Origin of the sequence: Micromonospora sp. NPDC005173 (assembly GCF_040608515.1) — a bacterium.
Classification (GTDB): Bacteria; Actinomycetota; Actinomycetes; order Mycobacteriales; family Micromonosporaceae; genus Micromonospora.
Genome location: NZ_JBEXIK010000002.1, coordinates 81,199 through 96,280, shown reverse-complemented (window position 1 = coordinate 96,280; position 15,082 = coordinate 81,199). Strand labels below are relative to the sequence as shown.

The 15,082-nt window shown below is 64.6% G+C and carries 13 protein-coding genes; 6 read left to right on the top strand and 7 right to left on the bottom strand.

The window, feature by feature from the left end:
• Positions 1 to 105 precede the first annotated feature (105 nt).
• Positions 106 to 426 carry a hypothetical protein gene (locus ABZV00_RS03405; RefSeq protein ID WP_203123010.1) on the bottom strand — a complete coding sequence of 107 codons (321 nt, stop codon included), beginning with the start codon at positions 424 to 426 and terminating at the stop codon, positions 106 to 108.
• Positions 427 to 579: 153 nt separating this feature from the next.
• Here ABZV00_RS03405 and ABZV00_RS03400 point away from each other — a divergent pair, with 153 nt between their 5' ends.
• Together ABZV00_RS03400 and ABZV00_RS03395 are read left to right on the top strand one after the other, a co-directional pair.
• Complete coding sequence (locus ABZV00_RS03400) at positions 580 to 1,371, top strand: GntR family transcriptional regulator (RefSeq protein ID WP_355601479.1); 792 nt, start codon at positions 580 to 582, stop codon at positions 1,369 to 1,371.
• The gene (locus ABZV00_RS03395) at positions 1,368 to 2,123 is read left to right on the top strand and encodes a glycosyltransferase (RefSeq protein WP_355601477.1); all 756 of its coding nucleotides are present in this window, start codon (positions 1,368 to 1,370) and stop codon (positions 2,121 to 2,123) included. Before ABZV00_RS03400 ends, ABZV00_RS03395 begins: the two co-directional genes overlap by 4 nt.
• 191 nt (positions 2,124 to 2,314) lie before the next feature.
• On the opposite strand, the gene ABZV00_RS03390 is transcribed toward ABZV00_RS03395, so the two are convergent.
• From ABZV00_RS03390 to dcm, 5 genes are all read right to left on the bottom strand, one after another.
• Entirely contained in the window at positions 2,315 to 2,989 is a 675-nt protein-coding gene (locus ABZV00_RS03390) for a hypothetical protein (protein WP_355601475.1), read from the bottom strand.
• Between the two features lie 210 nt (positions 2,990 to 3,199).
• Positions 3,200 to 4,378 (bottom strand): low temperature requirement protein A, encoded by a 1,179-nt coding sequence (locus ABZV00_RS03385; RefSeq protein WP_355601473.1) that lies wholly within the window; start codon positions 4,376 to 4,378, stop codon positions 3,200 to 3,202.
• 723 nt (positions 4,379 to 5,101) lie between these two features.
• The gene (locus ABZV00_RS03380; protein ID WP_355601471.1) at positions 5,102 to 6,013 is read right to left on the bottom strand and encodes an HNH endonuclease; all 912 of its coding nucleotides are present in this window, start codon (positions 6,011 to 6,013) and stop codon (positions 5,102 to 5,104) included.
• Between the two features lie 11 nt (positions 6,014 to 6,024).
• Positions 6,025 to 8,091, bottom strand: coding sequence for an AAA family ATPase (locus ABZV00_RS03375; protein ID WP_355601469.1), 2,067 nt, complete (start codon positions 8,089 to 8,091; stop codon positions 6,025 to 6,027).
• A 305-nt stretch (positions 8,092 to 8,396) separates the two neighbouring features.
• Entirely contained in the window at positions 8,397 to 9,593 is a 1,197-nt protein-coding gene (gene dcm, locus ABZV00_RS03370) for a DNA (cytosine-5-)-methyltransferase (RefSeq protein WP_355601467.1), read from the bottom strand.
• Positions 9,594 to 10,196: 603 nt separating this feature from the next.
• Here dcm and ABZV00_RS03365 point away from each other — a divergent pair.
• Both ABZV00_RS03365 and ABZV00_RS03360 read left to right on the top strand, forming a co-directional pair.
• Positions 10,197 to 10,850 carry a hypothetical protein gene (locus ABZV00_RS03365; RefSeq protein WP_355601465.1) on the top strand — a complete coding sequence of 218 codons (654 nt, stop codon included), beginning with the start codon at positions 10,197 to 10,199 and terminating at the stop codon, positions 10,848 to 10,850.
• 56 nt (positions 10,851 to 10,906) lie between these two features.
• Complete coding sequence (locus ABZV00_RS03360; protein WP_355601463.1) at positions 10,907 to 12,145, top strand: DUF3578 domain-containing protein; 1,239 nt, start codon at positions 10,907 to 10,909, stop codon at positions 12,143 to 12,145.
• 536 nt (positions 12,146 to 12,681) lie between these two features.
• On the opposite strand, the gene ABZV00_RS03355 is transcribed toward ABZV00_RS03360, so the two are convergent.
• Positions 12,682 to 12,936, bottom strand: a complete 255-nt coding sequence (locus ABZV00_RS03355) for a hypothetical protein (protein WP_354964870.1) — start codon at positions 12,934 to 12,936, stop codon at positions 12,682 to 12,684.
• Positions 12,937 to 13,337: 401 nt separating this feature from the next.
• On the opposite strand from ABZV00_RS03355, the gene ABZV00_RS03350 reads away from it, so the two are divergent.
• Positions 13,338 to 13,703 carry a hypothetical protein gene (locus tag ABZV00_RS03350; protein WP_355601461.1) on the top strand — a complete coding sequence of 122 codons (366 nt, stop codon included), beginning with the start codon at positions 13,338 to 13,340 and terminating at the stop codon, positions 13,701 to 13,703.
• A 573-nt stretch (positions 13,704 to 14,276) separates the two neighbouring features.
• Positions 14,277 to 15,077 carry a hypothetical protein gene (locus tag ABZV00_RS03345; protein ID WP_355601459.1) on the top strand — a complete coding sequence of 267 codons (801 nt, stop codon included), beginning with the start codon at positions 14,277 to 14,279 and terminating at the stop codon, positions 15,075 to 15,077.
• The last annotated feature ends 5 nt before the right edge of the window (positions 15,078 to 15,082 follow it).

Sequence of the window (15,082 nt, the reverse complement as noted above, 5' to 3'; positions counted from 1 at the left end):
CAGAAGCACTCCCGGACCCATGGTGTGGATGGGAACAGCGGACCATCAGGCCGCTTCGCGAGCCACAGACACCAGCGGCTCACACAGCACAGCGGTGCGAGGGACCTACTTGCCGGCCGGAGAACCAGTCTTCGGCTTCAGCGAGACCGCCCGGAACGCGACGCCGTTGCGCCCGTTGGTCGCCCACGGAATGGCCTCCAACTGCTCGACGGCCAGGAAGTCGCCCACCTTCACGCTCGGCTTCTCACCCGCCGTGGTGATGGTGATGACCTCCCCGCCGTTCTCGTCGAGCACGAAGACCTGGGTGGACCACATGAGCCGGCCCGTGTTCTTCTCGGACTTCTGATTGCCGTTCTGGTCGTTCTTCGGCTCCGGGTCCTTCGACGCCGTCACCTGCTTGCTCGTGGTGTCCACGTACAGCTTCAAGGCTGTCTCCTTCTGCTGGGGCACCGTTCATCGGTGCACTCCGTCGTCATCATGTCTTCATGAAGACGTGTAGACAACGTACGACGGTGGATGTCTCGCGTCAAGACTTCATGAAGACCTAAACTCGGTGGTGACGCGAAGGAGTGTGAAGCCGTGGCTAAATGGGAGCGAATCGCCGCAGACTGGCGGGAAAAAATCCATTCGGGCGAGCTGGCACCGGAATTCAAGCTGCCGAACGAACAGACGTTGAAGGCCGACTACGAGGTCAGCCTTCCGGTTGTGCGGCAAGCCCTGGACGCACTAGAGGCCGAAGGGCTGGTAGATCGTCGCCACGGACGAGGCACGTTCGTTCGGGCACCACGTCAGCGTGTGCGGCGATCGCCAGAGCGGTACCAATGGGAGAAGGACCGAGCACGGCTACCCGAGTCCCAGAGACGTCGCACGGGCGCGACGGAACGCGACACGGGACTGACCATGCAGGACCTTGAGTTCTCGGCGGAGTACCGAACAGTTCCCGCGACCGTCGAGCTGGGTCGACTGTTCAGTGTCCCGGTAGGTGCCAAGATGCTTGAGCGCGTCTATCGAACAGGTTCACGACGAGAGCACGCGCCATTGAGCCTGAACAACTCCTACATGGTGTACGACGTCGTTGCCGAGAATCCAGCGCTCCTTGATGCTCACAACGAGCCGTGGCCGGGCGGAACGCAGAACCAGCTCCTCAGCATCGGGATCGAGCTAGATCGGATCGTTGACGAGATCACTGCGCGACCTCCGGGGCCGGAGGAAGCCGAGGCGTTGAATCTGCCGCCGGGGGTCTCAGTGCTGATCCTCCGAAAGATTTCTATCGACACGCGCGACTGCGTGGTCGAGGTGTCGAACGTCGTCCTTCCAGGTGACCGAACTGAGTTCGTTTACACAACGAAGCTGGCGAGGTGGTCGGAATGAGAAGGCTGATCTCCGTAGTCACCCCGGTCCACGCGCCGAGCATCCCCTACCTTGCGGACTCCTACGAGTCGCTGCGGGCACAGGAGATGCCCGACGGTTGGAACTGGGAATGGCTCGTTCAGGAGGATGGCCGCACCGGAGATGTCGAGGCCGCTCTACCCCAAGACTCACGCGTCCTGGGCGCGACCGGCAAAGCGGGCGGCCCCGGAGTCGCCCGCAACATGGCGATGGCGCGGAGCCAGGGCTCACTACTGCGGGTCCTAGATGCCGATGACCAGCTCACACCCGGCGCCCTCGCACGCGAGATCGAGGTTCTTAGCTCTCGCCCTGACATTGGCTGGACAACATCAAGCGTCCTTGACCTGATGCCTGACGGGTCAACGGTCAGTTGGCAGCATGCCGACCCGGCGGAAGGCAGACTCGACCGGGCCGAGGTGCTGTCCTACTTTCACAACAACGGCTACCGGCTACCTGTGCACCCAGCAACGCTGTGCATCCGACGAGAACTCGCGCTTGCCCTCGGCGGCTGGATGGCGCTACCCGGCGGCGAGGACACCGGACTACTACTCGCAGCCTCAGTAGTCGCCGACGGGTACTTCATTGACGAACCAGGGTTGCTGTACCGAAAGCACCCCGACCAGATCACCGCACAGGCCGACTGGACTGCAACCGCGGAGTGGCAGCTCCGCATGCAGCTCATCGAGTCCCGGGCGATCGCGCTACGAGCCCTCCTTCTTTCGACCAACGCCTGACCCGGGCAACCGGCGGCGGTCGTCACCCGGAGGGCCGGCCGGACTGCCGGCGATGTCGGGCTCCAGTTGATGTGTTACGGATTGCGCTCAGTTGATCCGTTACCCATCCGGCTAGACGATCTTCGCCTCAGCGGGTGGACATCGAGCCGCCGGAGGGCCGCCGTGCAGGATGCCGTAGCCGGGTCCGGGTGCTACGCCGCGAACAAGCGCACCCGGACGCCCGGAACGGGAATGTCCCGGCCGTCTTGCAGCTCCGCCTGCACGCCGTTGTACCAGAGCCAGTGCCGGCTCCATGGCCGGTCGGCGGGACCGAACTCGTCCGGGTACCGGTCGCCGACCATCAGCTCGCCGATATCGAGGAACGACATCAGGCCGCGCCTACCGGCCTGGCGTAGCGGTTCCGGTACGTCCAGCAGCCGGAATCCGACATCGGCGTTGTCCTCGCTGAGCGGTTCCTCGAAGTAGCGCCAATCGTCGTCGAGGAACCCGGACAGAGCCATTTCGCCGCGCGGGTTCGCCTCGGCGAGCACCCAGGCGGTCCCGTCGAACAGGTCGAAGGTGAACGCGTCACACCCGGCCGCGACCGCCAGGTCGACAAGCCGGGGGCGGTCGGCTCCGGGGCGGCGGGTGCCGAGCAACGCGTGCGGGAGGGTCATCACCATGGTCCACTCGCCGGCGCCGGGTATCAGCGCCATCGTCCACAGCGGTTGGACGTACGACGGTCCGGGCCGCCATGTGTCGTGCCCTGGCGGCGTGCCCGGCGGAAGCGGCGCGTATCCCTCGCCGGCGCATAGCGCGGTGACCGCGCGCTCGGCGTGGTCAAGGTCGGCGGTGCGCAGGTAGGTGATCGTGCTCCACTCACCCATGTGGGAACTCCAATCAGGACCGGAGCTGGCGCCCGCCGAAGGCGCCACCTTACCGGGCCCGGACCGCAGGTAGTCATCAGACTCCGGAGTCACCCGTCAAGCGAAGCCACCGGGTAACGCATCAAGCGGAGTACGACACCGGACTGCCGGCGATGTCGAGTCTCAGGACGTCCTGACAGATCAGTCTCAGGACGTGGGTGACACGTCCGGCTAGGCGGGTGGTGACGGCGGCTCGGGTGGGCGTCCTCGGGCGCGGGCTGCATCGGATACGGCGATGCCGGCCAGGACGAGGGCAGCGGCGGCCGCGACCACCAGCGGCGGTAGAAAGATCATCGTCGGTGATAGGGCGGCGAGAACCCCGATACCGATCAGCCGGCTGGGGGACACCCGGCTGAACACTCCGTACTCGAAGAGGGCGCGTCCGGCCAGGAACAGCGCAGGTCCGCCGAGGATGACGGCGGTCAGGGCCGGGTAGGTGTGCCCGAACGGGTGCTCGATGACAAGCTCGTCGCCGACGGCGATGGCGATGATGCCGGCGACCATCACCAGGTGGGCGAGTACCGCCGAGACGGCAACGCGGACCGGGTCGGCGGCCGCTGCGATTGCTTCCGCCAGCAGCTGCCCGGCGCGGTGGATGTAGATCCGCCACAGCAGCGCGGTGATGGCGAACGCCACCGCCGCCGCGGCGGTGCTGTCGGCCCCGAACCCGCTGCCGCTGTAGGCCAGCCCAGTGACCAGGATCAGCTCGCCGAGCGCGATGATGAACAGCTGCCGGAAGCGCTCGGCAAGGTGCTCGCCAGAGATCGCGAAGTCCGCCGCACTCGATCGGCCCAGCCATGGTGTGGGGAAGCCGAGCGCGGTTGCCCCGTAATCCACGGCCACCCCCAGGGTCCACAGCACGATCCGCCCCGTGTCCTCAGCGACGGCGCCCGCGATCCACGGCACCGCGGACACACCGCTCCAAAAGAAAAGTCGCGCAAACAGGCGCTGCGTCTCGTGGCCCGACAGGATGAGCACCAGGAAAACGTTGCGACCGACCTCGACGGCGACCCACACGCCTGCGAAGACCACGCCTCGCTCGCCGAACGCCTCAGGCGCCGCCGCCGCCATCACCAGCGTGCCGAACATGGTCGCAATGACCAGCACCTGCACCGGCGGTTGCTGCGGGTCCAGCCGGTCGGTGAGCCCGGCGGTACGGGTCCAGACCTGCCACAGGGCAAGCAGCAACACCAGCGTCTGAAGGGCGCTGCTCCAGGTCAGATGCTCCACCAGATTCTGCGAGAGCTTTGCGAGCGCGAAGACGAACACCAGGTCGAAGAACAACTCCAGGAACCCCGCCCGCGGTTCCTCGGGCCTCCGCAGCAGCTCTCCGGCCCTACTCCTGGTCATTGTCTCGCCCCGCTTCTGCCGCTTTTTTCGGCCGCTGAAGCATTCGTACCAGCCAGCAGCGCTGGCGGATACGGATGTCCTGCCGTTGCCTGGAGGCGGGCGGCCGCGTTGCCCCGACGGGCGACGGTGAAGCTCGGTGAATTCCCTCCAGCCTGATCGGCTTGTAGAGCTCTGCCCAGGCCGTCCGGCCGGCGCTACAGGACGGCGGAATGTCACCCAGGTCCTGATACCGATGTGTCACGGCGGTCCTGAGACCGGACACCGGACTGCCGGCGATGTTGTGCAAAGTTTCTGTACGTCTTCAAGGCGGCCCGTAACGGGCCGCACGCGCCGCCGCCTGGACGCGCGCCGGCCGCTGCCGCTGTCGCTCTGCGGCCGTCCCGCCTGACGCCCGGCGGCTGGCGCGGACAGCGGGGAAGCCCGGAGAGCCGCCGCAGAACGACAGACTGTTCACCGGTGAAATGGTAAGCCGGCAGCCGGCCGGGCCGCACGGCCGAGGCCCGCGCGGCGTGCGGGAGCGGACGCCAGCCGCAAAGGCGAGCTGGCGGCGGTCGCGGGGTTGCGGTCACGGCGCCTCCGGCGGGGGCGCTCCGGCTCCGGGATGGCGGGGCTCCTTCGGCGGGTGCCGGGTCCGTGGGTGGTTGCGGTAGGTCATCCCGTCTGCCATCGCCCTGGGCAAGCCGAGCAGACCACCGCCCGACCCGCCAGCGCCCGAACGTCCCGTCAAGGTCCGCTTGGCGTGGCGGGCCGGGCGGCGGACCGCTCCCCAAGAGGGCGGGTCGATGGCAGACGGGATGTCATCTCACCGGGCGTCTTCGATTCCAGCAGCGCAAAGCCGCCATCGCAGAAAGATCTGCTTCGGGCGAGGCCCTCGTACAGCGCGACCTTCCAGTAGTGTCGGCCCAGCTTGCGTTCGATTCCCCTGCCTATCCTCCTTGCTTCACGAGCAACGCCATCCGCTCCGCCGGAAGCGAAGGCGGCCGGGAATGCATCGTAGCGTTCTAGCAACTCTGACACTGACGCCTTCGGATAAAGCTTTCCAAGGCGGAGCCTATCGAATTGGTATCGCGCATTCTGGTATACGCTGCCCGAAAGTGCGTCATTGACAAAGAAAGAGATTACGACACCCCTCTCGACAGTTGCTTGGGATGTCAGTAACGAAACCTCCTGAGGGATCTCATCGTAGTAGGCGTGGAAGAACCGCGCACCGTCCTGCGATCCCGTTAATGTCGACTTGTAGCGGTTGCAGTCGGGGCAGACGGGTATCAAATTGATGCTGAGTAGCGAGAACTCCGGATACTTATTTTTGGGCAGGAAGTGGTCGATGGTAGTGGGCGTAACGCGGCCGCACATTGGGCAAAGATCGTACGGAGCCGCGGCGAATGCCTGCTCGCTTATCTCTCCTAGACACTTACCCGAATAGGTCAGGCCGTACATGCCTTGGAGAGCTCGGGCCCGGGTCCGGTCGTCGGTGATGGCTGTGATCAGGTGAGGTACGCCGCCTACTTCGTCGTACTTCCGGTAGGCCTCGAATACTTTGTCCTGCAAATACGCCAGGATGAACTGGTCCTCGCTGGGTCGCTTCGAAAGTGCAAGCCGGTAATCAGCCTCACTGTCACGAGTAGGCTTTGGCATCGAAAATATCATTATTCGCGCCCCTGCTTGATATTGAGTACGTACGATCGAGCCTGCGTGCTCATATCAAAGTCAAAAAGCTCATCAATCTCGTCCAACGACAAATCTTCGGCCAAATCCTCCAAAACCGCGTGATAGTCGGTTTTAGTGCTGTCGAGGTGAAAAACGTTGCTCGTTAGATAGCCGACATTCTCGCCAAACGTTTCAGCGAGGGGCTCCCTGACCATAGTCCGGCTGCCGTAGCGCTGCAGTATGCGGACGAACCGCTTAGGTATCTCTTGTAGGACGACAGCTGAGTGTGTCGAGATTATCGAGTAAGAGTCGAACTCTTGAAGCACCCGATTCAACGCCCGGATCAATGCGGCCAGTAGGGACGGGTGCAGGTGGGATTCCGGCTCATCGATCAGAACAAGAGAGCGGGGTTCGATCCGTCCAATGATTTGGACGAGTATGTTGATGACAATCTTGTGGCCGGTACTCAGGCGATCGAACCGTACGAACCAGTCGGTACCCGTTCCAGTTAGCTGAGGGTTGAGGCCCAGCCGACCAATAGACGGTTCATCTGAAATGATCGAGAGAACCTGTCGCAGGACCGGCCGCCGCTTGCCCGACATCGCTAGGTACAGCGCTTGTGAAAACTCCGAACCAATTTCGTCTATGTTCTTGAGCTCGCGAGGCGAGTCCGTATCAATCCTCTGATTATCGGCGCGTCTGCGGAGGCCGCAATACGCGTACCCTCCGACTTCGCCGCTCTCTTCGAGCTTCTGATGCGCAAGCCGGGACTCCTCGCCGCGCCAGAAGGAATCGGGCAGAGCAAAGGTGTCGAACGCGCTGTACGAGATTGCTATGACCTTCCCGAAGCGAAGCTCATCCTCTGAACTGATGCGGCCTACCTTGTCTGCCAACTCTGCGCGCTGTTGCAGGTCTCCAGAGGCAATGCGCGCGATATTAGCAAGTAATTGCGTCTTGCCGGTCCCGTTATAGCCAATGATCGCGTTTATTCTGTCAGGAAGGCGGTCCAGCCCGCTGAAAGAAAAATCGATGTTAAACCAATCTCCTCCTACTGTCGTCTCGAAAGTAAAGGTAGTAGCCGTTGAAGGTGAAGGCCGGGCCTGCGTACGGAACAGGGCTTTCGCGTCCTCTAGGGCTCTGGCTGCCGTTCCCGTTCTGAGTAGAGAGGTGCGCAGGCCTTCTTCGCCTCTGAAGCTCGCTTCGACTTTGGGATTGAAGACAATGTCCCGCAGTCCCGTCAGAATCGATCGATAGACCGCTTGGGGTAAAAGCTTGAGTGTCTGGTAATAGGAGTGGCTCTGTCCAAGTGAACAGTAAATGTCGGCCAAGTGGGTGAAGGGGACTACCGGAAGCTCCGTAGGTCCTTCCGTTTGGCCGCGCCTGAGAATCTTTACGGCCCCGACGTTGATCGCTCTACCGGGTTCTAGTTGGACGATCAGCTCGAAGGAGGTCTTTAGACCGAAGTCGTCCCAGTAATCGCGGGTGAGATACGCGTGGGGGAAGCTGTTGATAGACCAGGGCTCAAGCTCAGGGTCCACTACAACGATGGGAACCGCTTGAGGGCTGGCCCTCCGAGGCTGAGCAGGTACAGGGCCAGCCTGGGAAATGCCCGTCTCATAAGTCTGAACGCTGACGCCGTATTCTAAGCCGGAGAAAGCCATCAACAGTAGAGGTGACGGCTCTTCTCTCGGCACGAGTGCGAGAAGGAACTGCCACTTGTCATCTCTCAGCAGGAAGACGAGGACTTCGACTCCAGAGCGCTTTGAGCAGTAGCGCCGCAGGGCTTCAATCGTTCGCTCCACAGGCTCCGTGGACGGCGGGTCGATCAACGCCACTAGGACGATGGCGGACCGAGAACGATCAGATTGGTTGAACCGAACTGAGGTATTGGCCGCTTTTGAGATGTAAGCGGCGTAGAGGTCTCTCGGGTCAATGGCCAGTGTCTCGGCTAGGAGACGCTCAAGCCCTCGATACTTGGCGATGCTTGGAGCAGCGTGATTTACGCTGGACAGCAAGCCAGCGACGCGCGTTTCAACTGTGTCGGGGAGGCCGCGGGGATCTACCACGTCAGGCAGACTACTTCGGGTTCGCCTTGCGCTGGGGGAGGCCAAACGGCTGGACAATCTCACGGTGCCTGCCGCCACCTCGTTGGGCACGCGCCGTCGCGCCCAGGCGAAGACCGAGTCGTACTAGTTTGTCAACCGGGCGATCGTTCTGAAGCAGTGGACGTGGTCGCTGTGCGCAGGCGGGCCGCATCTCGGCGACTCCCACGTCATCGCCGTTGGGATGGAGACCCAAGATGGTCACGCCGAAGCCATCGAGCCCAACCACGCAGACCGCCGTCGTGCGACTGGTTGACTTTTTTAAGCAGTCAGACCGCCACGGATAGGGGATCGGTAGCGGCGATGTCGACATGCTCGGCGATGTCAACGCGGAAGCCCGGATAACGCCCTAGGTTGCCTTCCTGTAGGCGTCGCCAGAACCCGCTCGCCGCCCGGTGTGACAGCGGCCGTGCCTTGTCCAAGTCGAGAAGATCCCGGAGGTGCGTGTACGGCGCCAGTCGGGGGAACTCTGAGACATCCACCGTCCAGACCTTCTCGCCTTCGCCCCAGGCGGCAGTGGGCCACGCGCCCTTGCGAGCCCACTCCCTTGAGGGACGGTCGAACACTCCTGGCGAAACGATGCGCTCTGCGGCCCACTGCGCGACGCCGACGGTGACTGCGTTTCCGACAAGCTTCCATCGGGGTCCGTTGCGGCGTCCTAGATCTGCAGGCAAGGTCCATCCGCGTTCGAAGCCCTGCAACGCTTCGCCGTCTTCGACGCAGGGAATCACGACCTTGCGCCCCGGTTGCTCGTCTCGTAACCACACGGCGGGTGGCGATGGAATCCCTACGGTAGAGCCACCCTTGAACGTGGGTGTGGCATCCCTAGCCCAGCCAAGGCCGCCGCGCCCCTCGGTCCAGTAAAACCCGAACGCGTCATCATGTAGGGCCTCCTCGTCCAGGCCACCGCTGTCGTCGGCGAACAGGACCGCTCGCGGGTCCTCGGTGCGCGAGGCGAGCAGCAGTACGCGGCGACGCCGCTGCGGTACGCCGGTAAAGCGGGAGTCGATTACGCGGTAAGCCCAACGGTAACCCAGGTTGTTGAGTTCCTTCACCAGGTAGGCCATGGCTTCGCCACGGTCGAGGGCGAGCATGTTGGGTACGTTCTCGATGAGTAGCCACGGCAGCTGGTCACCACGATCCTCGGCCAGCCGTAGCACCTCAAACAGATGAGCGACCAGTCCCGACTCTTGACCGCGGATCCCCGCTGTCCTGCCGGCCTGGGACAGGTCCGTGCACGGGAAGCCGGCTGCGACCAGGTCCAACTGTGCCGGAAGATCCCGTAGTGTGGCGACGTCTGCGTGCATCTCCACGTCTGGGAAGCGCGCCTCTAGCACCTGCTGCGCCGGTCCCCAGGACTCACAGAGCAGGACCGTTTCAAGCTGATCCCCAAGCGCGCGCCGGAAGCCGGTCTCGATTCCACCGATGCCTGCGAACAGACCAGCAACCCGGAACGAGCCGGTCACAGTCATCCTCCTTAACTCCTGCAATCCACCGACGATACAAAGGATCACCGAAAAACTCGAGACACCATGCCTACTTGTGGCAGGCCTCCCATGATCACCCAGATCGCAGGTGAGCGAGGACGAGGACCGCGACGGCCAGCACGCCGCGACCGATTCGTAATGCGTCGGTCAGCAGGTGGCACATCTCTGCTGTCCGGCAGGCGCATCGGCTGCTCCCGGCCACAACCAACCGCAGGACGTTGCGACGCAACAGCCGGCGCAACCCTAACCGCTCTGCTGGTCCGTCCTTGGTCCAGGCTACGGCCACGTTCCAGCCGGGGCTGGAGGCAGCGACGAGGCTGGAAGCTCCTAGAGCCAGGTCGGTACGAAGCAGTAGGGGACACTTAGTGCCAGGTGCGCAGCAGAGGTGCTCGGCACCGACCGGCACAGGCCTACAACATTTGTCCATCTCCCCCGGCGGGGGTCGGGACCCTAGGCCGCCAGGCTGAAACTGAAGAGACCCGCACGTCGCCCGAACGCAGGCAAACAGCGAACCGAACAGCCGACCCAACCAAGCCTGACCAGCGGCACACGTGCGCCGCTCTTCACCGGCAGACTGCCGCAGTGAACATCGACTACAACCTGGCCTTCGCAGGCCTGTCCGCAGTCGCCACCATCGCGGGCGCGGGCGCCGGATACCTCGCCTGGCGGGCGGCGCGATCAGCCAGCGAAGCAGCACACACGTCAGCCCGGGTCGCGTCGGACTCCGATCGCGACCGGCGCTGGTCAGCCCTGCTACCGCAGTTCACATTCACCTGTGTCGCCGGGCAAAACAACGCACGCGCCGATCTGCGAATCCGGCTGGACGGCCCGTACACGCTCGAACGTATCGACCGGGTCACCGTCAGCATCCGCGATGACCGACCCGACCGCGGCCGGCATTTGCTCGCCGGCGGGCCCACGGCGGAGCAGGTTGCCAACCAGGTGTGGGGGCCGTACCGGTTCAACACGAACGTGGAGAACGTCGACAAGCCGCACGGTCGACGAGTCGCATTCCCCGACGGAGTAACGGTCGGCGAGGACCTGGTCTGCTCCCTGGAGGAGACGCTGATTCCAGCTTGGAGCGAGAGCCGAAGTCCCAACTGGTGGCGCGATGAATACTCGGGCAAGCCGGTGCGACTAATGATCGAGTGCGAGCGCGATGGGCTCCCACCGTGGCGCATTCCGGCCGACGTGGAGGTGCTCCTCCCACCTTCTGCACGCAGCGCCCTGGTTTGAGGAACGGTCGACCCGGCGGTCCACAAGGGCGCTGCCGATGGGCCTATGCTGCCCGCGTGGCACACGCTGATGTAACGCTAGGGTTCACCGTCGAGGGCCCGGAGGGCCTTCCCAGCCCGAGGCAGCCACAGGAGTTGCCCGGCTTGCAGCGGGCCTGCCAAGCCATACTCGGTCTTGCGTCCTGCTACTCCAAGGACTCGACGCCTGAGATGGCGGAGCGGGACGCACGGACCAGGCAGATAGCTGAAGCCCTACGGAAGTTCGTCGTACCGCTCGCTGAAGAACTAGGGCTCGGTGGCCTTGATCTCCAAGTTCAGACCGGCGGGCGGCAATCGAACTACAGCCCCGTTCCATGGGTTCGCCTGTACTCGAAGCGGCACTCTCCAACCGCCATGGAGGGCTTTTACCTGGTCTACCTCTTCGCTGCGGACGGATCTCGGTTTTATCTCTCATTGAACCAAGGCACCAGCGAGTACCGCTCGGGCGCCATGAGACCTGTCAACGACAGGAGGGTTCTCTTATCACGGGCGTCGGAGGCTCGCTGCCGGTTGGAAGACTACGGCGAGGCCTTACCCGAGAGGGCTTCTAGGCTAGAGATTGACTTGGCCTGGTCTGGCCTCACCTCCGTCGGCCGCGAAAGCAAGATCCGTATCCGCAACTACGAGGACGGGAACATCGCGGCCAGCCTGTACGAGTCTGGCCAGATCCCCATTGACAGCCAGCTGTTCGATGACGTCGCCGCGATGCTGCCCCTGCTCGCATGCCTCTATGGCTCCATTGCCATGCCAGAGACGCTGGACGAGACGTCAGAAGGATTGGGCGCATCCGGCGACGAGGTCGTAAAGACAGCAAGGCGAGCCCTCGGGCGGGCACAAGGCAGACAGCTTGACCCGCTCGCGCGGAGAGCTATCGAAGTGCACGCCGAGAACGTCGCCGAAGCTTACCTTCGAAAGCGAGATTGGACTGTCAAGAGGGTTGGGCCACTCAACCGCGGCTACGACCTCGAATGCTCGCACCCAGACGGCCGTCAACTGCACGTCGAGGTAAAGGGCACTCAGTCGCTCGGGGAGGAAGTAGTCCTCACCCGGAACGAAGTACGCCACAACCAACTGACAGACGGCTGCGACGCCGAACATGCGCTCTTCGTCGTGGCCAACATCCAACTGCGGCGCTCCCCGGCCGTCGAAGCCTTTGGGGGAGTGGATCGGTGCATCTGGCCTTGGACGATCGATAACGAAGCGCTTACCCCAACCGAGTACGCTTACCGGCCCCCGGCTGTCCACGAGCCAGAGTAGGGGAGCTAGACGAGGCTGGAACTGCCCACGAGCGAGACGGCTGCGCCAGGCGCACTCAGCATTAGCGTGCTGCTGAACGACGTCGGGCGGAAGGGCGAGTTGCGGCCGTGTGCGGCCGCACGGGACGGCGTCCGTTGGCACATGCTGACAAGCGGGAGCAGGCCCCCCCGGCGCGGGGGTAGATCGGGGTCGCCGGCGCAACGGCTGTCGACACCAACGCTGACAGCAACAGCATCCGACGGCCGCATGCCGACGAGCGCCGGCACGGGTGCCGGTCGGAGCCTGCGACCGTTCTCGGACGGGCGCCAATGCGGTAGGCAGGGCTTGTGAGCGAGGAGTCAGGGCCCAGCCCCCAGTCAGCGACAAGTCAGCAACCAGCGCGCGACTCGACGATGCCGGGCCGGAAGGACCGAGGCAGCCGACGTGCCTGACCGCACGGGACGGCCTCTGCTGACACAGGTTGACAAGCGCGATCAGGCTCCCCCCGACGGGGGTCATGAACGACGGGTCGGAGACGCCCGAGCCGTTGCGGCGGGTCACCACAGCTCATCGAGGGCCGCGATCTGCTTGCGGAGGGTTCGGGCGTCCTGCGGCGGCAGGACGGCAACGGCGACGTCCAGGATCCAGCGCAACTCGGGCGGGTTCGGACAGCACTCCATCACTCCGCAGCCGGCATTCGGGTCCCACAAGCGATGCCAGGGGTGGCGCATGAACCATGACCAGGTCCGCAGTGCATCAGACACGGCCTGGTTCCAGAGGCGGGTGCGTTCGAGGTAGGCGATGGCTTTCAAGCCGCGGGCCGAGAGCCCGGGGATGACGGAGGTTGACTCGTCAAGCGGTCGCCGGTAGATGGAGTCGGCACGCAGTTGTGCGGGGCGCCTACGCGGCATTGCCCTTTCGTGGAGTCGACATGCCGATCATCGTTGCACACCCGCGTTCGGCTCACCTTCCGGGACAACTACGCGCGAGCCCTCAAGATCAGGCCGTCTCCAGGCCGTCTGAGGTGAACCAGCAGTGCCCACCGATGACCCTCGATGACGCGTCCCGGCCCAGGTCACAGGACGTCTCGTCCGGTTTGATCGACTACGCCTCGGCCCGCGATCAATACCGCTGGAAGTAGAGGCCCCGACTGTACGGCGATCAGGTCCGCGTTCCGTAGCCGTCTTCGGTGACGTCTGGCACAGTCGCCGTTGTGATCGACTGGCCGAGGACCCGGGCTGCGCTGAGCTGGACGGTGTTGGCATACGCGTTCGTTGGTCTTGCCACTGCGCCGCTGGCGGCGGTACCTAGGCCCGCACACCCGGTCCCGTGCGAGGAGATCACCGGGGATCCAGCTTGGTTGGTCTGGGTGTTCCGCGAGACCGTGTGGCTCTCCCTCGCGTTCTCGCTGCCCCTGGCCGCCGTGGTGACGGCCGTGTTCGTTTGGCGAACTGGGCTGTCCAGCAAAGGCGCGGCAGCCCTCGGCGTCGGTGTCGGCCTCGTGCTGGCGGCAGCCACCGTCGGCTATTCCATAGCGGGCGCTACCTGCGGGTACGACCTGGAGCAGGTCCACCCGTGACAGCGGAGAGCGTGGGCGGCGTTGATCCGTGACCACGACGGAGATCACGAGCCGGCGAGCTGACTCGGCGACGGCTCCCGTGACCTGTCGGGTCAGTGAGTTGTCGGCTCCGGGCGGGCACCGTGGCCGGTCGGGCGCCGGGACCAGCACTGCGGGCGCTGCCGGATGGCGAGCTCCAGTGCCTGATGGTCGGACTCGATCATTTCCCGGGCTATTCGACGCGCCATCTCCAGGCGGTCGGTCTGCCTGTCAAGATCCGTCGGGCCGGCGCCAGCCATATCGAACTCCTTGTCAGCGTTCGAACTAGTCGCATCATCCGTCAGGCCGGGGGCTGTCACCATTCCCCGATCGGCGGAATCCAACCGCCGTACGGCTCTGTGCGCCGTACCCCTGTTGCGCCGATGGTAGCGGTGTCCGCGCCACCCCATCCGGAACTGCGGAAACTGTTCGCGGCATGTGGCGCGGTCAATGTCGATGACCCCGGCCCGGTTGCCGTCGGTCGGTACATTGCACGGTGCGCTGTCGTGGGGCGCGACATGTCCGGTGAGGGATCTTCGCAACAGGAGGACCGCCGTGCAGCAACCGAGGAACACCGACCCGCTGTTCGTCGCCGTCGAATCCGAACTGATCACCCGAGCGGACGTCGCCGGGCTCGTCGCAGGGCGGCTGGCTGCCGTCCGGGTGCCGGGCCTGCTCTCCCCGGCCCGCTGTCACGCGATCACCGCCGCCCTCGCCGCCGCCCCGATGGACCGCTACGAGGAGAGCCGGGTGTTTCCGGTCGTCGCCAAGTTCGGCCCGGCCATCAACGACCACCGCGATGCCGGTGACCTGCGTGAGGACTACTGGGATGCGGCCCGCGCGGCCGAGAAGACCTGGTCCACGCTGGGCCTGTCGGACGCGCCGCGGGAGCTGTGTCTGGCCGCGTTCCGGGCCGCCTGGCCGGACGTCGCACCCGGGCGGCGGCAGCGGCGGGAGATGCACGTCGGCATCGTCCGCGAGATCAACGCCGGCCTCCAGGTGCACTTCGACGACGCCGTCCGGGAGTACGCCGGCCGACTGCTCGACACCGATGTGGTGGCCCAGTTGGCCTTCAACATCTACGTCCGCGTGCCGCCGGCCGGCGGTGAGACCGTGCTGTGGCGGCGGCGGTGGCAGCCGGACGACGAGGACCTGCGCGTGCCCGGCGGGTACGGCTATGACGAGTCGGTGACCGCCGACGCGCAGTCGTTGACGCTGCGACCCACGCTCGGCGAGGGCTTCCTGTTCGACCCGCGGCACTACCACACGGTGCGTCCCGCGACGGATGGCCGGCGGATCTCCATAGGATGTTTCGTCGGGCTCACCGACGACGGTCGACTGGCCCTCTGGTCGTAGCGAAG

Coding starts and splice junctions, on each gene's coding strand:
- ABZV00_RS03395 (WP_355601477.1), top strand. CDS start 1,368: ATGAGAAGGCTGATCTCCGTAGTCACCCCGGTCCACGCGCCGAGCATC.
- ABZV00_RS03390 (WP_355601475.1), bottom strand. CDS start 2,989: ATGGGTGAGTGGAGCACGATCACCTACCTGCGCACCGCCGACCTTGAC.
- ABZV00_RS03385 (WP_355601473.1), bottom strand. CDS start 4,378: ATGACCAGGAGTAGGGCCGGAGAGCTGCTGCGGAGGCCCGAGGAACCG.
- ABZV00_RS03380 (WP_355601471.1), bottom strand. CDS start 6,013: ATGCCAAAGCCTACTCGTGACAGTGAGGCTGATTACCGGCTTGCACTT.